Origin of the sequence: Marinobacter sp. OP 3.4 (assembly GCF_036224885.1) — a bacterium.
GTDB lineage: Bacteria > Pseudomonadota > Gammaproteobacteria > Pseudomonadales > Oleiphilaceae > Marinobacter.
The window spans coordinates 91,029-109,674 of the sequence record NZ_JAVVLT010000077.1 but is presented as its reverse complement, the minus strand read 5'-3'; the positions used below and the strand labels follow the sequence as shown (position 1 = coordinate 109,674).

The following is an 18,646-nucleotide window of genomic DNA, read 5'->3' as shown; positions in this document are numbered from 1 at the left end:
CGGATCATGAATTTTGAACTGACTGAAGAGCAGCAGATGCTGCAGGACTCGCTGCGCCGCTTCCTGGCCAACGAGTACACCGTTGAGAAACGCCGTGAGATCGTCAAGTCCGGCAAGGGAACCGACGAAACCATCTGGAACGCCCTGGCGGAAATGGGCCTGCTGGCGTTCACCTTCCCCGAGGACTACGACGGCCTCGGCGGCAACGGCATCGACACCATGCTGGTGATGGAATCCTTCGGCCGCGCCCTGGTCACCGAGCCCTACCTGGCCACCGTGGTACTGGCCGGTGGACTGGTGCGCGACGCCGGCTCCGACGCCCAGAAGCAGGCCATCCTGCCGGCCATCGCCAGTGGCCAGAAGCTGATGGCCCTGGCCGCCTACGAGCATGGCGCCCGCTACAATCTGGCCAACGTGAAGACCGTGGCCAAGGGTGACGGCAGCGATTACGTGCTCAACGGCAGCAAGACCGCCGTCATCCACGGTGGCCAGGCCAACCAGCTGATCGTCTCCGCCCGCACCAGCGGCGATGTCCGCGATGAGAGCGGCATCACCCTGTTCCTGGTGGACGCCGATGCCAGCGGCGTGACCGTCACCGACTTCGCCACCCACGACGGTTTCCGCACCGCCGAGGTGAGCCTGAAGGACGTGAAGGTCTCCGCCGATACCATCGTGGGCGAGGCTGACAAGGGCTTCCCGGCCCTGGAAAAGGCCATCGACCAAGGCATCGCCGCCGTCTGCGCGGAAGCCGTGGGCACCATGGACGCCATGACCGAGGCCACCTTGGAGTACACCCAGACCCGCAAGCAGTTCGGGGTACCCATCGCCAAGTTCCAGGTTCTGCAGCATCGCATGGCGGACATGTTCATCCACGCCCAGCAGGGCCGCTCCATGGCCATCCTGGCGGCGGACTACGCCGACTCCGATGACCGGGATGCGCGCCGCGAGGCCATCTCCCAGGCCAAGCTGCTGATCGGCCAGGGCGCCCGGGAAGTGGGCCAGGCCGGCGTCCAGCTGCACGGCGGCATGGGCGTAACCGACGAGATGTTCTCCGCCCACCTGTTCAAGCGGCTGACCCTGATCAACCTGCTGTTCGGGGACGCGGACTACCATCTGGGCCAGGTCAGCGACAACCTGCTGGACAAGACCGCCTAACATCCAATAGCGGTGCCCGGCCCCGGGTCGGGCACAGGACAACAACAGGAGTCCCCCAATGAGCGTAAAACAACTCTTCGACATGACCGGCAAGGTTGCCCTGGTGACCGGCGGCTCCCGCGGCCTGGGCCTGCAGATGGCCGAAGCCCTGGGCGAAATGGGCGCTAAGGTGATCATCAGTGCCCGCAAGCAGCACGAGCTGGATGAAGCCGAAACACATCTGAAGGACATGGGCATTGAGGTGAAAACCATCACCGCCGACATGTCCAACCGTGAGGCCATCGCCTCATTCGTGGACGAGGCCGTTGGCGCCTTCGGCGATATCGACGTGCTGATCAACAACGCCGGCGCCACTTGGGGCGCCCCGGCGGAAGACTACCCGGACGAAGCCTGGGACAAGGTGATGAACCTGAACGTGGACGCCATGTTCTTCCTCACCCGGGAAGTGGCCAAGCGCTGCATGATCCCCCGCAAATCCGGCAAGGTCATCAACATCGCCTCCATCGCCGGCCTGTCCGGCAACCCCGGCGACATGAAGACCATCGCCTACAACACCTCCAAGGGCGCCAACGTCAACTTTACCCGCGCCCTGGCGGCGGAGTGGGGCCACTACAACATCAACGTGAACTCCATCTGCCCCGGCTTCTTCCCATCGAAGATGTCCCAGGGCCTGCTGGACGCCATGGGCGAGAAGATGCTGGAACGCATCCCCCTAAACCGCTTCGGCGGCGAGGAAGACATGAAAGGCCTCACCGTACTGCTGGCCAGCGAAGCCGGTCGCCACATCACCGGCCAGAACATCGCCATCGACGGCGGCACCACCAGCTCTTAAAGAAACCCCCTTCTCGGTTGCACTGGACGCCAGTGCCAGTCCTTGGCCCGACCGCCTTTGGTGGTTCGGGCTTTTTTGTGCTTGGTGCTTGTTTACGGTTGGCGACACAGACTGGGAGTCGGGGTGGTATGCCGTTTTCTAAATGGCATATTGGAAATACGAAATATGGAACGCTCGCGATTACGAGGTCACTTTGTTCGGTTTCGCTAACCCGTTGACTGAACGGCCGTTTACCTTCGATAGAACCCGATGGTTCTCGGAGTTATCTAGCGTTCTCGTTTTTCGCAATAATACCAAACGCAGCCTAATACGCTGTTAGGACAGTGTCTCAAAAGGACTGACAACGGGCTGTCGGGACAGCTATAGGTGGCTCCCTACATCGGAAACTGTGGACCTGCGCCAGCGGGTTGGCCTTTGTCTACTTGTTTCTGCGCCTGGCGCACCTTTTCCGTCACGGTATTGACCAGATAGGGCCAGAACCCCTCCTGCTGAATGGTTCTTTGAAGGCGTTCAGGCGGGATGAATCGCGACATTTCGAACTGGAACTGGCTTTTCTGTTGATCGTCCTCTGCCAGCAACTGCAGGCGTTCGTCCGCCAGCTGAAGAAAAGCCTGCGGATCTTCACCGTGGTCCGCCAGTTTCGCCTCAATCAGTTCAAACGCCGGTTCAATACCCCCTTGCGTCAGCCACGCAATATCCCAGAGGTCACGATACTTCAGCCGCCCTGGCCGCATGGCAAAGGCCACCAGTTTATCGGCGAAGATTTCCTCACGACTTTGGGTGTTGATGATCAGGGATTCAGTACCAAGATTGATGCCGTAGTGATTCCGGAGCGTTCGGGGTTCGATCTGGTAGCTGGGCACCGAGCAGATATCCAGGTGGATCTTCTGGGCTGGCATGTTCCGACGATCCGGCGCCGTGTTCACCTTGAGCTTCCAGGTATCCACGTTACCCTGCTTTTCAGCCCTGGGTTCGGTCACGGTGATGGGTACTTCATACTTCTCTTGCAGGCGGCCCTCAAGGGTGTCCTTGAACTTGTCCAGGTCAGCCTTGGAAAAGTCCGCCCCTCCGGTAAAGTCGAGATCTTCACTCAACCGGTTCGAGCCATAGCACGCTCGCAGACAGGTATCGCCAATAAAGGTCAGCTGCTGCAACAGATCAGCCTGGCTCAGCTCTCGGAGAATATCGTGGTGCAGGATTTCCTTCTCCACTACGGCTCGAAGGGCCCTCAACTCCTGCTGATTGCGGAGCGCTTCGTCTACGAGAGCGTCAAACACTGCCATCGGTTGTCTCCTGTACCAAGTCGAGGGTAGAGCGGTTAAATCGGTGCATGTCGTCCAGGGCCAGCTCATTATCCGCTCTGTAAAGGTGGCGATCGGAATCATAGTGGAGATGCCCTACCACGTCGGACATACGACGCTCCGTATGGATGAACTCTATCGTGCCATACCGGCCGCAGTTCACTTTGGCAGATCGCCCGGTGCTTACCACGGTAATCCAGGACATCGGCATCTGGGAGATAAGGCCCGCTTCACTCAGTGCCGTCTCCAGGCTGATGTAATTGAAATGCCGGGCACGCAGTAGGGCCGCAGCGTGGAAAAGGATGAGGCCGCTTTGGTCTGGGGCACCGGGGTATTGGTAGATACCCTGGCATACCCTTTCAAGCAGTCCTCGCCGCTCGGCGCGGTGGAGCAGGGCACGGTACGCGCCTTGACTCAGATCTGGAACCAACGAGCGGAAAGCGGCAGCAGGATAAAGCCGGCCGCCGGATTCTGTTTGGGAGGAGATAAGCCATCGCTCGAGACGCTGTAGGGGTTGCATGGTCTTGATCCGCGCTTTGTTATGGATAGTATAACAAAACGCTGACTATGCTGCATTGGCAATCAGTTCTGGTCAGCGCTTTAACCGACCCTGATCATCAATCACCTGTACTCTTGTCGGCGGATGGTGAGACTAATGGAGGAAAAACTGGGAAGATGGACTGCATAAGAACAGAAGGGCGTGAAAAGCATTGCGGATGACGTCTTTCTTGAGTCCTGTAGCGAGTGACTGCTCTAGAGTTGCCGTGTTAACCGGGAAGGACCCTATGAATCATAACTTTGCGGATGAGTTGGTCACTATGATGGCAGAAGACCAGCGGTTGTTGCAGCAACTGTTCGATTCCGGAGAGCTACCGTCGGAGTCTTATCATCCCCGGATGAAAGCCCTGCATGTGAACAATGCTTCCCGCCTGAAAACGATCATTGGCAGGTATGGCTGGCCCGGCATTTCGTTAGTCGGGGACGATGGGGCCAAAGCGGCATGGCTGATCGCCCAGCATTCTGTTTCAGAACCCGGGTTCATGGCTGAGTGTGTCAGCCTGCTAGAGGGTGCCGTTGCGAGAGAGGATGTGGCTGGCTGGCAGCTAGCCTTCCTTCAGGATCGGGTGCATACCTTGTCTGGCAAACCTCAGTACTACGGCACCCAGTTTGATGTTGATGAAAACAGCTGGCCGACACCGTTTCCCATTGAAGATGTTGCTACGGTTAATGAACGCCGTGCGCGTCTCGGGCTGAACACCCTTGAGGAGCGTCAGCAACAGATGACTGAGCGGGAGCGGAGGCGTCGTGCCAATATTGAGAAACCCGGCTAACCAAACGCGGCATCCTGCCGCCCTGCTCTCCACTCCGGTGGAGCAAGGTCGCCTGAGAGCTCTGCGTTAAATGGGTCAGACACATGAATCGAGCAAAGGACATGTAGTCATGAAAAGGATGGTCTTCGCCCTTCTGTTATTGCCTTTCCTCGCCGCCTGCTCCAATTCCGAAAAGGAAGCCCGCACTCTGCTCAATCAGGCGATACAGGATTGGGACCGTGGAGAGCTTGAGCAGGCGCTGGGTACACTGGATCGTATCGAGACGCAGTACCTGGATACGGCGGCCGCTACCGAGGCTATCAAGGAACGGGCCGCACGGCTGGACGAGTACCGTGCCAGTTCCAGCTCTGAGTACAATCGCGAGATCAACCAGGGCATTGTTTCCACGGATGTATTCCGGCAGGTGGAGGCTTACAACGACCGCGCCGGGCATTACCCGGAACGGTTGGATGGCGAAAACGGCGCCTATCAGGGCCGCTTCGGCGACTTTGTTGATCAGTGTACTTACCAGAGCCCCCTGCCAGATTACGGCTATCAGCTCGACTGCACCAGGGCCGACCAGGCCTATAGGGTGGACCGGCAGCAACGAATGAGGCAGGCCGCAGAAACGCACCGGGCTCGGCGGTCCGATAGCGACAACGCTCCTACCATTGTCACAGCCGCAGACCTGACTGCCGCCGAGAGCACCTGGGGGGAACACCTGAACCCGACCGGCGATGTGCCGGAAACCGGCTTCCAGGCGTTCTACATCAACACGGGCGAGCCACACAAGGTGATCGCCTCTGAGGCCCTGGAGGACATCGCCATCAGTTATCCCTGGGATGACTTCCACGGGATTGAATCCAGGGATTTCGGTGGCTATTGGGTCGGCAACCTGGCCCTCGAAACCCCGGAGGTGAGGCGGATAGCCGTCAGTCAGAGCCACTCGAAAACCCGCATCCTGATCAACGGCCGGGTGCTGTACGAGGGCGGCTCGGACCAGTCGATTCTGTATCGCTTTGAGCCCGGGACACACAAGATTGAAACAGAATACGTCAACAACTGGCATACCACGGAATTAAGCGTGGATATCAGCCCAGTGGTTGCCTACCTGGAGACGGATGAGATAAAAGCGCAGCTGGAGGCCCAACTTCCCTCAGACTACCAGGTCTACTACGCGGGCGTTTACGAAAGCTCCGCAAGGACCCTGATGACCGAGCTCAACCTGGAAAAAACCGACCGGCCCGTCCTGCTGGTGCTGAGTTCCTACAGTCCGGTGAAGTGGTCCCTGTCGAATCCCTACGATGTTGATGTTCGCGCTATCGTCTATGGCTCGTTCAAGCCCGGCTCCACACTGGGCGGAGACCTTTCAGACTCGGTGTTGCGATTGCCCGCGAAATCACGGATCGGATCCTATGAGGCCAACCCTCAATGCCGATGTGTGGCAGGGCGTTTTCACTGCGAGGGCACCGGAATGATGCCCACCGTCGCGGCCCTGAAGGGTTTAACGGAACAACCGCTGACCGGTTTCGCTGGCGAGTATTCCGCCGCCTCTCTGAAGCTGCCTGAAATCAGCGTTGATGACGCCTATCTGGAGGAACTGAAAACCACGATGAGCAACCTGGAAGCGGAGCGGGCGAAGTGCACATCAGATAACGATCCGGATTTTGAGACGATGTTTGATCAGTAGGCTTGATACCGTGGCCCCCTGAGAAGCCGGGCGCTTCCTGGCTATGCGGGCGTGCCCAACCCTCTGTGAGCCGGTTATTTGGAACCGGGATGTTCCAGTCTGCTCTCCAGGTCCTTCAGGCCCGGTACCCCCAGATCATCAAGCTCTTCGTTAATCGCAATGGCCCGTTCCAGGTTGCGCGCCAGTGTCGCCTGCAGGTCGTCCGACAGGGCGTCAAGCGGATAGGTTTGCAGGTAAGCGCAGCCTTTTTCGGCACACCAGGCCTTCATGCCCCAGGCGTCGTGAATGACTGCACCCGCCGATGGCAGCCCTTCCCGGATCAGGAGGATCGACGCTTCGGCGGCAATCAGGTCTTCCTGGTGTTCCCTGGCTCGACCGAGGATCGCCTCAAGAATCACCGAGAAATTACCACCACTGCCCTCGCCGGATTCCCGGATCATGTCCACGAAATACCGGAGACGGTCCGGGTCCGATGACCTGATCTGCTCGATAAACCCGTCGTTGTGGTAGTAGCCGGCCTTGATGGTGAGGTTGTTGTCGAGTATGAACCGGTCGAAATCCGATACATTCGGACGCTGCCACTCGGTGCCGTCAAAAGGGGAATCGGCCCCCGTTTCCGGGCGCTCAAGGCCTAGCACCAAAGTCATGCCAAGTGCATTTCCGACCACAAGACGGTTGCCATCTTCGGTAAACAACAGACTCTCGAATAACTTCAGGTTCCCGTCGATCTGGTGGCTTGCGACGAGGCTCCCGTCTCGGGTTCGATAGAATCGGATCTGGCTGGTTCGGGTGACGATGGCCAATAGTTGCAAATCCGGACTGACGGCGAGGGGGAAATCCAATTGCCAGCGCTGGTCGTCCATGGCCAGGGTCAAACTTTGCCCCAGGGCGCCATCGTCGGTTCGGACAAAGGTAACTCGGTCTTTGCCGTGCACAACGGCCAGATGGTGATCGCCGGGCAGCATCTTCAGGTTTTCTATCTCATCGCCATCGGTAAAATCGTCGAGTCGCCAGACCGGTTTGCCTGTGGCCGCATCGAAGGCGGTGAGATTCTGTTCATCCGCCACAAAGAAGCGCCTGGCGCTCTGCTGTATGACCTGATAATCGCTGGAATCATTCAGATCGTTTTCAGCCAGTTGATCCCCTGTCTGAACGTCAAAAATATGGTACTGATCACCACTCAGGGCCACCACGGTTGAATCACTCTCGTCGAAGGCCAGCGCCTCCACATACATGAGATTTTCCTGGCACCACAGCAGTTTGCCGGTATCCATATCCCACAGATGCACACCGCCCCAGGAGCCATGCCCACTGGCCACGAAGTTGCCATTGTGAGATACCGCCAACGCCTTGATGTCGTGATGGGTGCCTGCGTGGAAGTTGTGCATGACTTCCAGCGTCGCCGGGTCCCAGACTTTGGTGTGGTGGTCGCCTCCGCCGCTGACGACGTACCCGCGCGGGTGACTGACCATGACGTCGGCGCCATTGAGGGTATAGCGCCCATCCTGGTAAAGGTGCGTTGGTCCTTCTGCTGTGTCCGTTATCCTTAACATGAGTATGGCCTCACCCGGGTTGGGGGTATGAAGAATGAGCATACATATCAGAATGCTGCAGCCCTTGCCATCATCGGAAGGCCAGAGTGAGAATCTTACACCGGGTCATGGTAGAGAGTGACCAGATCCAACTTCGCCGTTATAACCCATCGTCTGGCGCCACCCCACGCCTGGCTCAAATGGAGACGCCAAATGACTACCGCCCGCCCCTTCCTCATGTTTCAGCAAGGCAATGCCCAGGCCGCACTGGAGCTGTATTTCGACACCTTCCCCGATTCCCGCATGGTGCACGTGGAACACTGGGAGCCGGGTGAGCCCGGCCCCGCTGGCACGATCAAGGTGGCCACCTTTACCCTTTGCGGTCGTGAGTACCTGTGTTCGGACAGCCCGATGACCCATGACTTTGACTTCACGCCATCCATATCCATCTATGTGGATATGGATTCACTGGCGGAGCTGGAGCGGGTGTTTGGCATCCTGTCAGAGGGTGGCGAGGTTCTGATGCCATTGGATGACTATGGCTTCAGCCAGCGATTCGGCTGGGTCAATGACCGGTTTGGTGTGTCCTGGCAACTGAACCTTCCGGCCGGGTGATGCCAGGTAAAGGCCAGAGCCGTTGATCCAGGTCATGCCCGCCTGGTATGTCGCAAACTAAACATGTGAAGATCGTTCGATACGGCCCCAGACCGCTCTGTTAACCTCAAACAATGGTTCGGGATTCGAATGCACTGTGGCGCCCGGAACCGACTTCGCAGACAACCGGATCCGCCTTGATACTCAGGGCGCCCCTATCACCGCAGGAGTACGAGATGTCAGCAGATGAACTGGAATATGTAGGATTCTGGGCCAGGGTCGGCGCATCGCTGATTGATACGCTCCTGATCGGCATCATCATATGGCCGTTCCTGATCTGGTTCTATGGTGATGCCTACTGGACGGGCGGAAGCTTTATCAAGGGCCCGGTGGATTTCCTGGTGTCCTGGGTACTCCCCGCCATTGCGGTGATCCTGTTCTGGATGGCAAGGCAGGCCACACCGGGTAAAATGGCACTCGCCATGAAAATCGTGGATGCGGGAACCGGCCAGGCTCCAAGCACCGGCCAACTGATCGGGCGTTACTTTGCATACTATCTGTCAGCAATACCGCTTTGCCTCGGGTTCCTGTGGGTGGCCTTCGATAATCGCAAGCAGGGGTGGCACGATAAACTGGCGGGAACGGTGGTGGTACGGAAGAAAAACCGTGGTCCGGCGCCAGTGACGTTCAATAGTTAGTGACGACTGCCGAATCAGCCACCACACTCATTTTCGACCCGGGCGCGGAATTCGCGGCGCAACCGCTCGTTTTCCTCATCATCCACGAAGACGCGTTCGCCCTCATTGTTGACCCGGTAAATGCGGGACACGCTCTTCAGGTATTTCAGGCGCCCCCGCAAGGCGTCGCACCGGGCTTCACGCTCGGCTGACAGGGCCTCTGCCCGGGCCTCCCTCTCGTTGCGCTCGGTGCGCTCCTGCTGGCTCTGCTCCAGGAATTCGTTCATCCGCTGCTGGCGCTCACGGGCTGCTGCATCCGGCTCTGCGGGGGTTGTGTCCAGGTCAACTTCATCGGAGGTTGCGTTCGCCGGTGGACGGTCACCAAAGTGAGTCTGACCGTTCTCGTCGACCCATCGGTAGGTACCAGCCAGGGCAAGGGGAGTGGCAAGAAGGCAAAGCAGTAGCAGGAGATTTCTCATCGGTCATCTATCCTTGACGTTATCGATCCTTTCACAGGGATTCTACCCCGACTGGTTTCTGTCTGATAGGGCTACAGTAAAGGTTTATTTATCCGAAACATAAGTGTTGAAATGCAATACGCCTTACGCTTAAAAATGACGTACGCAGAATCACCCGCACCAAGCCTGTCTTTTCAAACAACAACATAAGAGGACCGTTCAATGAAAGCCTTGCGAACCCCCGATAGCCGTTTCCAGAACCTCGCCGGTTTCGATTACCAGCCCCACTACCTGAACGTGGACGACTTCGAAGGCGGCGAATTGCGCATGCACTACCTGGACGAAGGTCCCCGGGACGGCCCGATCGTCCTGCTGATGCATGGCGAACCGTCCTGGTGTTACCTGTACCGCAGGATGATCCCGATCATCACTGCCGCCGGCTACCGGATCATCGCGCCGGACCTGATCGGTTTTGGCCGTTCCGACAAGCCGGCTGACCGCAAGGATTACACCTATGCCCGCCACATGGGCTGGATGCAGTCCTTCCTGGATCAACTGGACCTGCGGGCTATCCATCTGGTCTGCCAGGACTGGGGCGGCCTGCTGGGCCTTCGACTGGTGGCAGAGAATCCCGACCGCTTCGCCTCGGTGGTCGCCGCCAATACCTTCCTGCCCACCGGTGACCGGGACCCGGGCCCGGCGTTCGAGAAATGGCGACGCTTCTCCCAGGAGACACCGGAGTTCCACATCGCCGGTGTCATCAAGGGCGGTACGGTGACTCCGTTGTCCCAGGACGTGATCGACGCCTACAACGCCCCGTTCCCGGATGAGACCTACAAGGAAGGCGCCCGCCAGTTTCCCATGCTGGTACCGGCCACGCCGGACGACCCCGCCGCCGAGCCCAACCGGCAGGCCTGGAAGGTACTCAATCAGTGGCGGAAGCCTTTCCTGACTGCGTTCAGTGATTCAGATCCCGTGACCCGGGGTGCGGACAGGTATTTCCAGAAAGCCATCCCCGGAGCCCAGGGACAGGATCACGTTACGATCAAGCAGGGTGGCCACTTCCTGCAGGAGGACCAGGGCGAAACCCTGGCTGAAGTCGTGGTGAGTTTCCTCAACAAACAGGGGGCGCAGTAGCCTTCCCGCCGCCACGGCCAGATGGTTAACTTTCACAAATGGGCCGGATGCCCGCAGGCCCGGAACAGGGAACACCCCATGACTTATGACGAATTCAACGACTATTGCCGCGCCCTTCCCGCCACCACCCATGTCGTGCAATGGGGCAATTCCGACGTCTGGAAAGTCGGCGGCAAGGTGTTTGCCATCGGCGGCTGGCAGAAGGACGAGCAGCCAGCATTCACCTTCAAGACCTGCGACCTGGACTTCGAGATCCTGAAGGACCAGCCGGGCTTCCGGCCCGCACCTTACCTGGCGTCGCGGGGCATGATGTGGATTCAACAGTACGGGGCCACTGACACCGGCGACGATGACCTGCGATACTACCTGCGTGAATCCCACCGCCTGGTTTCACTGGGGCTGACCAAGAAGAAGCAGCGGGAACTGGGACTTAATACGCCGTAACAGGAGAAAGTATCCCGTGAAGAACTGGCTGTTCCTGGGCGCCGCGATTGTGGCCGAAGTGGTTGCCACATCCAGCCTCAAGGCCAGCGTCGGCTTTACACGCTTCTGGCCCAGTGTGATTGTCGTGATCGGCTATGCCGTGGCCTTCTACTTTCTGGCATTGACCCTCAAGGCCATTCCGGTGGGTATTGCCTATGCCATATGGGCGGGTCTGGGCATCGTACTGATCACCCTGATTGGCTGGCTGGTGTTCGGCCAGAAACTGGACCCGGCCGGATTGCTTGGCATGGGACTGATTGTTGCGGGTGTGGTGGTGATCAACCTGTTTTCGAAAGGGAACGTGCATTAGCAACGCACTCACACCCTACTCAGTGAGAATTCCGGGAACTCCCGACGAATCCCGTGCTATTGTGAACTCACATTCTCTGCCCGTTCACGTTTCCGGCCAGAGCCACCCGGCCCCCAGGACGCATTGCCGTGAGTGCACACCATGGACATGACGGCCCCGCTGACGCCCCGACTACCCAGGCGGCATCGGACCTAATCGGCACCAGCCGCCTGGTTTTTGCCGGTTTTGATGGCGTAACCGATGTTGTAGAAGGCATGCACCGTAATATTTCCGGACTGGCACCGCTTGTGGGGACCTCCCGCGCCGGGCCCACGCGGGGTATTACCGGCCTGGTCTACCGCAACATCCGCCGGGTCTCCACGCTGGTTGGCTGGGGGCTGGATACAGGCCTGGACCGGTTGTCACCACTGCTGCCCGTTCAGGAACCTTCCCCGCAACGGGAGGCGGCCCGCTCGGTGGTCAATGGCGTACTGGGTGATTATCTGGTGCGGTCGGGCAACCCACTGGCCATTCCCACCCGCTTTCGGTCCGATGGACGGCCTGTCGACCTGGAGCGCGGGGCACTGGAGTCGCGCTTTCCGGAGCCATCGAGCCGACTGCTGATCCTGGTCCATGGCCTCTGCATGAACGACCGCCAGTGGCAGCGACAGGAACACGATCATGGTGTGGCGCTCGCACACGATCTTGGCTACACCCCCCTGTACCTGCATTACAACAGCGGTCTCCGGGTGACGGAAAACGGCCGGGACTTCGCCGGCCTGCTGGAGGATCTGGTCAGCCAATGGCCCGTCCCGGTTGAGGAACTGGTTATCCTGGGACACAGCATGGGCGGGCTGGTATCCCGCAGCGCCTGCCGATGGGGGCAGGAGTACGGGCACCACTGGCCGACGCGTCTGAAGAAGATCATTTTCCTTGGCACTCCGCACCATGGAGCGACACTGGAACGCCTGGGCTCCGGCCTGGATTACCTGCTGGGCATCAGCCCCTACAGCGCTCCCATCAGTCGAATTGGCAAGATTCGAAGCGCGGGTATCCGGGACCTTCGCGAGGGCAACATTGGTGATACGGCGTATGACAGGAATGGAGCACCCGAACGCTTTCTGCCCGGAACCCAATATTACACCGTAGCTGCGACAACCCAGTCGTCCCCCGTGGCTTTCTCCACTCTGGAACGGGGTGATGGCCTGGTTCCCCTTAAGAGTGCCCTGGGTCAGCACCGGGACAATGCTCTTTGCCTGCCAATCCCGCCAGAACGGCAGGCCATCTTCCATGGCCTGAACCACTTTGACCTGCTGAACAACCGGCAGGTCTACGAGCGCCTGTTACATTGGCTCGGCTGCAGCCAGTAGAAGCAGACTACTGGCGCCGATGGTAGTCCAGCACTTCTCCCGTCCGGGCCACCTCCACGTGACAGCAATCCAGGACCTTTTCCCGAAGCATCGCCCTGCCACGGCTGACGCGACTTTTGGCGGCGGAAGGCGACAACCCGGTATCCCGGGCCCATTCCGCCACACTCCGACCCTCGATGGCCGTGGCCAGCAACGCCTCCCGGTACTTCTCGGGCAGTTCGTTGATAAACGGCTTCAGGCACAGCGCCAGGGTCTGCTCCGGAGGCAGTGAAAAGGGCGCCCCGGCCTCCAGGTTTTCAGGGACCTCCGCCGTGGGGCGTTCACGGCGATGATGGTCAATCAGGGTGTTGCGGGCGACCCGATAGAGCCAGGCGGAGAGGTTGGCGGGCCGCTCCCCCTGATCAAGCGCCCGGGTAGCCTTCACGAACACCTCGTGCAGCAGGTCTTCCGCCAGGGACGGCTCATGGACATTGGCGCGAAGAAAGCCCAGCAAGCCTTTGCGCAAGGCGCGATAGGCACCATCCACTTCCGCCTCAGGCCGATGGGCCGTCCCGCTATCGAAGCTGTCCTTTGCCAGCGCGGTTTGCCTACCCACAACAGGCGTTTCCCATTCCATGATCTGACGTCCTTTCCTTTGCATTCGATGTTCCTGCCCCAGGGCTATCCGACAAAGCGGGTGCTGCCCCGAAATGGCGTATCTCTCCCATGGTGACAAAATGCTCCCAGGGCAGGCCCTGCGGATCCATCAGCCAGTGCTTGTTGCTCTTTGCATAACAGCACTGGGTCGTGCCTTCATCAAGGATGGCCGTGTCCGCCTCCCGGGCACGCTCCCGCAACTGCCCAAGCTCTTCGTCATCATCCATCTGGAATCCGAAATGATCCAGTCCCGACGAGGCACCGCGGGTTGAAATGGCGAAGTTGATGCGGGGATCATCCAGCATCCATTTGGCGTAGTCGCCCTCCTGTCGACTGGGCGCCTGGCCGAACAGGGTGGAGTAGAATCGGATATTCGGTTCCAGGTCCTGAACCGACAGGTGAACGTGAAAGCGTTTCATCAGGTATCTCCGTCTCTGGTTGTGCGTTTGTGATATCGCTATACCTAAGACGCAGCTTTACCCGAATGGTCGCAAAGTTTTTTCGGAGGCCTCCTTACCTCACACCCCGATATCCTCATGCCACAGCTCCGGCTTGTCCCGGATAAAGCGCTCCATCATCTCGATGCAGGCCTTGTCGTCGAGTATTTCCAGGTCAACGCCCCGGCTTCGGAGCAGATCCTCCTCACCCCGGAAGGTTCTGTTCTCGCCGATGACGACGTGGGGAATGCCATACAACAGGATGGCGCCGGAGCACATGGCGCAAGGTGACAGCGTGGTATAGAGGGTCGAGCGGGCGTAGACGTCGGCGGGATGACGCCCGGCATTTTCCAGGGCATCCATTTCGCCATGGCGGATGGCACTGCCGTACTGAACCCGCTGGTTACGGCCGGAACCCAGCACCTTGCCATCGCACACCAGCACGGAGCCGATGGGAATGCCCCCTTCCGCCAGGCCCTTCTCGGCCTCTGCCATTGCCAGTTCCATAAACCGGTCCATAATGCCTCCGTAACGGACGGGGTTTATATCGAACATAGCACAGGACGCCCGCTTTCGGGTGCCCCTTACGGGCGTACCGCGCGGGCTCCCGGGATCAACGGGCTACGTGGCTGAGCCCCGCACTCTCACTGTAGGCATACAGACGCCCCTGATGGATGGCATCGGCCAGGTCGTCCACCAGGGCGTTCAGGTTCGGTGGACGGGTCCAGGGTTTGCCGTGGACCAGTTGCCAGGCGTCATAGAGGGCGTAGTTGAACGGGTCGCGGCGGGTGTTGCGGGCGATGCGCCGCAGGGTTTCCAGGGCGTAGGCGCGATCATGGGGAAAGGCTTCCGAGCCGGATTGGGCACCGTACCTGGGCAGGCAGGTGAGTTCGTAAACCTGGTTAAGAATATCGTGGACCAGAACCGGATCCTTGCTGATCATCCCTGACTCCTTTCATCGTTGCGTCAATGCCTTTGACTGCCTGGCTCGATGTGGTTTTGTTTGACATGGCCCTTTCCTGGGCCGGATGACGCTATTCGACCACGGGACTGGTTGTTTTTCAAGCGCTTCTTACCGTATATCCTGAGACGATCGTAATTCCCTATCCTTCCAGGCGCAGCGGGAGGCACGCGCCAGGGACAACCTGATACGTGCCAGCGAACAACTGATCAAAAGGTAGTATGGCTGTCTGGAGGCTTACTTCTTGCCGGGATAGGGCTTGCGCGCCTCGGGGCGGCGATACTTGGCAAATACCTCCATTTCCCATGGGCGCATGGCCACCACCAGGCTGACCCCGAACCGCTGTCCCAGGGGGAGCGCCTGGTCTTCCTGGTGACAGTGCAGGAACTCCTGGGCCAGGCGCCGCATTTTCTGGTGAACCGAGTCCGTGGAGTGGGTGGAGAGCATGCCGTTCAGGAACAGTCGGAACTCGCCCGGACCGTTGAAATCACAGTTGAAGAAATCCGGCTGCACCTTGGTTTCGATAAAGCGCTGGAGCGGACCATTCTTGATCCAGGAAAAGTCATGACCCACCAGCGGCTTGGTGCGGTTACCCGGCAACAGCTCCAGCAAGCCCATGCGGTCAAGCCGCGCCACGTAGCCAATAACTTCCGTCTCGGTGAGATCGTAGTTGGCGTGTATCTCGGACACCTGCCAGCGGTTCAGGCTGCACATGGCCACCAGCACCAGCCGGTCGTCGGAGACCAGTTCCTGCTCCTGTTCCAGGGTCAGTTGCTGGATCCTTGGTTCCGGCTTTAATTCCCGCACCAGCTCGCTGATTTCCAGGCCCATCAGGCCGCAGACCTGATCCAGGCGCCGAAGTGAAAACTGCCGTTCGGCAAACAGCCGCTTCACGCTGGCCTCGGACAGGTCCAGGGCCTCCGCCACCTGGGCGTAGGTCAGCCCGTGTTCCTTCAAACGTCGTTTCAGCACTTCCACAATGGCGGCGGTTTGTGCCATTGGGCGATCCTCCTGCCTTCTTTTATCCCAAAAGTACCATTATCCGATACTGCCAGCCCAACAGGGCGCGACTTTTTCGATTTTGCTCGTCTGCCCTGGAAAGCCCCGGCACAGTGAAGCCATCGTCAGGCATCAATAACAAGACGTGAGGAAACGACGATGGAAAACGAACTGAAGAGCAGTTCCGCCTCCCGGATATTCTTCGTCAACGTGTCATTCGCCTCGGAATAACGCCATGAGCCTATGGACCAAAGTCAACACGCTGCTCCGGACATCCACCGAGGAACCCGTTGCCAAACGGGTGGACGCCGATGCCGTCCGCATCTTCGAGCAGGAACTGCGGGACGCCGAGCAGGCCATGGGCCGCTCCAGGCGACAACTGGCCTGCCTGATGGCGGAGAAGAAGTTCCTGCAACGGGACAACGACTCACTCCAGTTGGGCATTCGCCAGCGGGAAGACCAGGCGGCGGAGGCCCTGACAAAGGGTCATCAGGACCTGGCCGTCGAGCTGGCTGCCATCATCGCCGAGGACGAGAACCTGCTGACCCGGCAACAACAGCACCTGGACCGCCTCCAGCAACAGGAGACCCGGCTGCGCCGCCAGCTCAGGGACATTGCCCGGGCCCGGCGCCACTACCAGTCGGAGCTGCGAACTGCCCGCGCCACCCGGTCCGAAGGGCGGGTCACCGTGGAGCTCCGGGGCTACCGGGACGGGATGAGCGACCAACTGGCGTCCATGGACCAGTCCATCGCCCGCATCCGCGCCCGGCAGGAACACCTCCACGCCATGGACGATGCCCTGACGGAACCGGACCATAACCTTGGTAACCAATCCCTGGACGACAGGCTTCGCGCCGCCGGCATCGACACCGGCGACCAGCGTGCCTCGCGGGTACTGGAACGCATCCGGTCCCGTGGAGAACCGGGACTGGTCAGTTAATCAGTTAAGGCTCGGAGCACTCACACTCCGCCCTCCTGTGAACCCTACTCCTCCGTGGATTCCGACTCGTTGAGCAGATGAGGTTTCTTCAGGGCCTTCTGGAACAGGTCCTTGTTCTCGGCAATAGCCAGGGCACACCGGTCCGCCGTCTCCTCGTCCAGTCCTTCCACCTTACGGGTCAGGAATTCGCGGATTTCCTCGGACAACTCCAGCACCTTGTCCCGGGCATCCGCCTCGGACTTGTTGGAGAACAGCAGGGTTTCCGGATGCTTCAATGCCATGTCCAGCCCATCCTTATCGGAGAAGTAGACTGCTTGTACCGCCATGGTAGTGCCTCGCAGTGTTGGTCGTTAAAATACTGGTCAAACGTGGGTCTTCACTTCTTTTGGTGGGTAACCCTTTATTTCCCTGCCGTTTTTGGTCACTGTTACTTCATCCGATTAACCAGATGGATGGTGACCAACGTTGGATCAGTGCACCCTCTACGAACAGATACTGGGGCTCTCCTCGCCCTGGTTTGTCTCAGGCGTCGAACTGGATAAGGGCCAGGGAGAAGTGGTAGTCCAGGTCGATCTGGACCGAAGTGCTGTGCTTCTCTGCCCTCGCTGTGGCCACTCCTGTCCTGGCTACGACTCCCGGGAACGTCGCTGGCGTCACCTCGATACCTGTCAGTTCCGAACGCAGGTGGTTGCTCACGTCCCTCGTGTACAGTGTCCGGAGCATGGCTGCCTGACGATCGCTGTGCCCTGGGCTGAGCAGAACAGCCGGTACACGCTGCTGTTTGAAGCCTTCGTCATTAGCTGGCTCAGGGCAGCCTCGATCTCTGCGGTCAGCAAGCAGCTGCGCCTGAGTTGGACTGCTATCGACAACATCATGGAACGGGCTGTGCGTCGGGGCCTGGCCAACGCGCCCGACCGCGATACAACACGGCTGGCTGTTGACGAGACTGCATTTCGTAAGGGGCACGATTACGTGACGATCGTTTCCAATGCCCAGGGCCAGGTTCTGGCGGTGGAAGACGGCCGGTCCTCAGACAGCCTCGGTCGCTTTTATGACAGCCTGGAGGCGCCTCGTAAGCAGTCGATCATCTCGATATCCATGGATATGAGTCCGGCGTATCAGAAAGCGACGTTTGCCCACATCGAGAAAGCCCACCGGAAGATCGCCTTCGATCACTTCCATGTTGCACAGATGCTGACCCGGACGCTGGATGCCACTCGCAAGGCTGACATGGCGCGGGCGGATCACTCGATGCGTCAGGAGATCCACCGAAGCCGATACACCTGGTTACGCCATCGCAAGAGCCTTGAGGGGCAGCAGATTCAGCAAATCCGGGCCTTGTCGGAGGCTCTCAAAGACACCGGCCTGGTGTGGTACCTCAAAGAAAAGGCACGGGACATCTGGCAGGGCTATCGTGTCAAAGGCGCCCGTGCGGCCTGGCAGGAATGGATTCACATGGCCCGGCAGACAGAAGTTCGGGCTTTGGCCTCAGCGGCCAACCAGATCGAAACCAAGCTGTTTGGCATTCTCAATGCCATGCGATTTAGGGCCTCCAATGGACTAGCGGAGGCTATCAACGGCCAGGTTCGAACTTTGAAAGTCAGGGCCAGAGGATTTCGGAGCAAGGACAGATTTAAACGGGCAATCCTGTTCCATTATGGCGGGCTTCCTATGGCTCCTGACCCACACGGATAAGTGAAGAGCCTCAAACGTACAGTATATTTGCCGGCACCTCAAGGTGAAGGTTCCAGTGAATGCGAGGTACCCGGTGCCGATTTGGCGCCGATTGCACTTGTGCGGGCGAGACCCAAGCCTGTAATTTCGATGGACAGGATCACAGGTAAA

Annotated in this window: 22 protein-coding genes; 12 read left to right on the top strand and 10 right to left on the bottom strand. The window is 59.2% G+C overall.

The window, feature by feature from the left end; translation table 11 throughout:
• Positions 1–6: 6 nt before the first annotated feature.
• Positions 7–1,155 carry an acyl-CoA dehydrogenase family protein gene (locus tag RO069_RS13540; RefSeq protein ID WP_328188223.1) on the top strand — a complete coding sequence of 383 codons (1,149 nt, stop codon included), beginning with the start codon at positions 7–9 and terminating at the stop codon, positions 1,153–1,155.
• Between the two features lie 58 nt (positions 1,156–1,213).
• Positions 1,214–1,987 carry an SDR family oxidoreductase gene (locus RO069_RS13535; protein WP_328188221.1) on the top strand — a complete coding sequence of 258 codons (774 nt, stop codon included), beginning with the start codon at positions 1,214–1,216 and terminating at the stop codon, positions 1,985–1,987.
• Between the two features lie 374 nt (positions 1,988–2,361).
• On the opposite strand, the gene RO069_RS13530 is transcribed toward RO069_RS13535, so the two are convergent.
• On the bottom strand, positions 2,362–3,372 hold the full coding sequence (locus RO069_RS13530) for a nucleotidyl transferase AbiEii/AbiGii toxin family protein (protein WP_328188219.1): 1,011 nt from the start codon (positions 3,370–3,372) through the stop codon (positions 2,362–2,364).
• Positions 3,257–3,808: a type IV toxin-antitoxin system AbiEi family antitoxin gene (abiEi, locus tag RO069_RS22135; RefSeq protein ID WP_442915372.1), complete on the bottom strand. Its 552-nt coding sequence runs from the start codon at positions 3,806–3,808 to the stop codon at positions 3,257–3,259. The genes RO069_RS13530 and abiEi overlap by 116 nt, the downstream gene beginning before the upstream one ends.
• Before the next feature lie 265 nt (positions 3,809–4,073).
• On the opposite strand from abiEi, the gene RO069_RS13520 reads away from it, so the two are divergent.
• Complete coding sequence (locus RO069_RS13520) at positions 4,074–4,619, top strand: DUF6624 domain-containing protein (RefSeq protein WP_328188215.1); 546 nt, start codon at positions 4,074–4,076, stop codon at positions 4,617–4,619.
• 109 nt (positions 4,620–4,728) lie between these two features.
• Positions 4,729–6,288, top strand: coding sequence for a hypothetical protein (locus RO069_RS13515; protein ID WP_328188213.1), 1,560 nt, complete (start codon positions 4,729–4,731; stop codon positions 6,286–6,288).
• A gap of 74 nt (positions 6,289–6,362) precedes the next feature.
• Here RO069_RS13515 and RO069_RS13510 read toward each other — a convergent pair whose 3' ends face one another.
• Positions 6,363–7,841, bottom strand: a complete 1,479-nt coding sequence (locus RO069_RS13510; protein WP_328188211.1) for a WD40 repeat domain-containing protein — start codon at positions 7,839–7,841, stop codon at positions 6,363–6,365.
• Between the two features lie 192 nt (positions 7,842–8,033).
• Here RO069_RS13510 and RO069_RS13505 point away from each other — a divergent pair, with 192 nt between their 5' ends.
• Together RO069_RS13505 and RO069_RS13500 are read left to right on the top strand one after the other, a co-directional pair.
• Complete coding sequence (locus RO069_RS13505) at positions 8,034–8,435, top strand: VOC family protein (RefSeq protein ID WP_328188210.1); 402 nt, start codon at positions 8,034–8,036, stop codon at positions 8,433–8,435.
• Positions 8,436–8,650: 215 nt separating this feature from the next.
• Positions 8,651–9,112 carry an RDD family protein gene (locus tag RO069_RS13500; protein ID WP_328188208.1) on the top strand — a complete coding sequence of 154 codons (462 nt, stop codon included), beginning with the start codon at positions 8,651–8,653 and terminating at the stop codon, positions 9,110–9,112.
• A 14-nt stretch (positions 9,113–9,126) separates the two neighbouring features.
• Here the strand turns inward: RO069_RS13500 and RO069_RS13495 are convergent, their stop codons facing one another.
• The gene (locus tag RO069_RS13495; protein WP_328188206.1) at positions 9,127–9,570 is read right to left on the bottom strand and encodes a DUF4124 domain-containing protein; all 444 of its coding nucleotides are present in this window, start codon (positions 9,568–9,570) and stop codon (positions 9,127–9,129) included.
• 201 nt (positions 9,571–9,771) lie between these two features.
• Between RO069_RS13495 and RO069_RS13490 the strand changes: the two genes are divergently transcribed.
• The 4 genes from RO069_RS13490 (at position 9,772) to RO069_RS13475 (ending at position 12,828) form a co-directional block, all read left to right on the top strand.
• A complete protein-coding gene (locus RO069_RS13490; protein WP_328188204.1) occupies positions 9,772–10,686 on the top strand; it encodes a haloalkane dehalogenase in 915 nt (304 codons plus the stop codon).
• A gap of 78 nt (positions 10,687–10,764) precedes the next feature.
• Positions 10,765–11,130 (top strand): MmcQ/YjbR family DNA-binding protein, encoded by a 366-nt coding sequence (locus RO069_RS13485; RefSeq protein ID WP_328188202.1) that lies wholly within the window; start codon positions 10,765–10,767, stop codon positions 11,128–11,130.
• Between the two features lie 16 nt (positions 11,131–11,146).
• Positions 11,147–11,479 (top strand): SMR family transporter, encoded by a 333-nt coding sequence (locus RO069_RS13480; RefSeq protein WP_328188201.1) that lies wholly within the window; start codon positions 11,147–11,149, stop codon positions 11,477–11,479.
• Between the two features lie 128 nt (positions 11,480–11,607).
• On the top strand, positions 11,608–12,828 hold the full coding sequence (locus RO069_RS13475; protein ID WP_328188200.1) for an esterase/lipase family protein: 1,221 nt from the start codon (positions 11,608–11,610) through the stop codon (positions 12,826–12,828).
• 7 nt (positions 12,829–12,835) lie between these two features.
• Here RO069_RS13475 and RO069_RS13470 read toward each other — a convergent pair whose 3' ends face one another.
• From RO069_RS13470 to RO069_RS13450, 5 genes are all read right to left on the bottom strand, one after another.
• The gene (locus RO069_RS13470; protein ID WP_328188198.1) at positions 12,836–13,423 is read right to left on the bottom strand and encodes a sigma-70 family RNA polymerase sigma factor; all 588 of its coding nucleotides are present in this window, start codon (positions 13,421–13,423) and stop codon (positions 12,836–12,838) included.
• Positions 13,416–13,883 (bottom strand): ArsI/CadI family heavy metal resistance metalloenzyme, encoded by a 468-nt coding sequence (locus tag RO069_RS13465; protein ID WP_328188197.1) that lies wholly within the window; start codon positions 13,881–13,883, stop codon positions 13,416–13,418. Before RO069_RS13465 ends, RO069_RS13470 begins: the two co-directional genes overlap by 8 nt.
• Before the next feature lie 99 nt (positions 13,884–13,982).
• Positions 13,983–14,420, bottom strand: coding sequence for a nucleoside deaminase (locus tag RO069_RS13460; protein ID WP_328188195.1), 438 nt, complete (start codon positions 14,418–14,420; stop codon positions 13,983–13,985).
• Positions 14,421–14,514: 94 nt separating this feature from the next.
• Complete coding sequence (locus RO069_RS13455) at positions 14,515–14,844, bottom strand: hypothetical protein (RefSeq protein ID WP_328188194.1); 330 nt, start codon at positions 14,842–14,844, stop codon at positions 14,515–14,517.
• Positions 14,845–15,099: 255 nt separating this feature from the next.
• Entirely contained in the window at positions 15,100–15,861 is a 762-nt protein-coding gene (locus RO069_RS13450) for a helix-turn-helix domain-containing protein (RefSeq protein WP_328188192.1), read from the bottom strand.
• A gap of 235 nt (positions 15,862–16,096) precedes the next feature.
• Between RO069_RS13450 and RO069_RS13445 the strand changes: the two genes are divergently transcribed.
• Entirely contained in the window at positions 16,097–16,801 is a 705-nt protein-coding gene (locus RO069_RS13445; RefSeq protein ID WP_328188190.1) for a PspA/IM30 family protein, read from the top strand.
• 44 nt (positions 16,802–16,845) lie between these two features.
• Here RO069_RS13445 and RO069_RS13440 read toward each other — a convergent pair whose 3' ends face one another.
• A complete protein-coding gene (locus tag RO069_RS13440; RefSeq protein ID WP_328188188.1) occupies positions 16,846–17,127 on the bottom strand; it encodes a YebG family protein in 282 nt (93 codons plus the stop codon).
• A gap of 139 nt (positions 17,128–17,266) precedes the next feature.
• On the opposite strand from RO069_RS13440, the gene RO069_RS13435 reads away from it, so the two are divergent.
• Entirely contained in the window at positions 17,267–18,496 is a 1,230-nt protein-coding gene (locus RO069_RS13435; RefSeq protein ID WP_328188186.1) for an ISL3 family transposase, read from the top strand.
• The last annotated feature ends 150 nt before the right edge of the window (positions 18,497–18,646 follow it).

Bases quoted from the DNA above. Each gene is read 5' to 3' on its own strand.
- RO069_RS13510 (WP_328188211.1), bottom strand. From the start codon at position 7,841: ATGTTAAGGATAACGGACACAGCAGAAGGACCAACGCACCTTTACCAG.
- RO069_RS13485 (WP_328188202.1), top strand. From the start codon at position 10,765: ATGACTTATGACGAATTCAACGACTATTGCCGCGCCCTTCCCGCCACC.
- RO069_RS13495 (WP_328188206.1), bottom strand. From the start codon at position 9,570: ATGAGAAATCTCCTGCTACTGCTTTGCCTTCTTGCCACTCCCCTTGCC.
- RO069_RS13540 (WP_328188223.1), top strand. From the start codon at position 7: ATGAATTTTGAACTGACTGAAGAGCAGCAGATGCTGCAGGACTCGCTG.
- RO069_RS13440 (WP_328188188.1), bottom strand. From the start codon at position 17,127: ATGGCGGTACAAGCAGTCTACTTCTCCGATAAGGATGGGCTGGACATG.
- RO069_RS13465 (WP_328188197.1), bottom strand. From the start codon at position 13,883: ATGAAACGCTTTCACGTTCACCTGTCGGTTCAGGACCTGGAACCGAAT.
- RO069_RS13500 (WP_328188208.1), top strand. From the start codon at position 8,651: ATGTCAGCAGATGAACTGGAATATGTAGGATTCTGGGCCAGGGTCGGC.
- RO069_RS13445 (WP_328188190.1), top strand. From the start codon at position 16,097: ATGAGCCTATGGACCAAAGTCAACACGCTGCTCCGGACATCCACCGAG.
- RO069_RS13515 (WP_328188213.1), top strand. From the start codon at position 4,729: ATGAAAAGGATGGTCTTCGCCCTTCTGTTATTGCCTTTCCTCGCCGCC.
- abiEi (WP_442915372.1), bottom strand. From the start codon at position 3,808: ATGCAACCCCTACAGCGTCTCGAGCGATGGCTTATCTCCTCCCAAACA.
- RO069_RS13455 (WP_328188194.1), bottom strand. From the start codon at position 14,844: ATGATCAGCAAGGATCCGGTTCTGGTCCACGATATTCTTAACCAGGTT.
- RO069_RS13505 (WP_328188210.1), top strand. From the start codon at position 8,034: ATGACTACCGCCCGCCCCTTCCTCATGTTTCAGCAAGGCAATGCCCAG.
- RO069_RS13530 (WP_328188219.1), bottom strand. From the start codon at position 3,372: ATGATTCCGATCGCCACCTTTACAGAGCGGATAATGAGCTGGCCCTGG.
- RO069_RS13535 (WP_328188221.1), top strand. From the start codon at position 1,214: ATGAGCGTAAAACAACTCTTCGACATGACCGGCAAGGTTGCCCTGGTG.
- RO069_RS13460 (WP_328188195.1), bottom strand. From the start codon at position 14,420: ATGGACCGGTTTATGGAACTGGCAATGGCAGAGGCCGAGAAGGGCCTG.
- RO069_RS13490 (WP_328188204.1), top strand. From the start codon at position 9,772: ATGAAAGCCTTGCGAACCCCCGATAGCCGTTTCCAGAACCTCGCCGGT.
- RO069_RS13520 (WP_328188215.1), top strand. From the start codon at position 4,074: ATGAATCATAACTTTGCGGATGAGTTGGTCACTATGATGGCAGAAGAC.
- RO069_RS13450 (WP_328188192.1), bottom strand. From the start codon at position 15,861: ATGGCACAAACCGCCGCCATTGTGGAAGTGCTGAAACGACGTTTGAAG.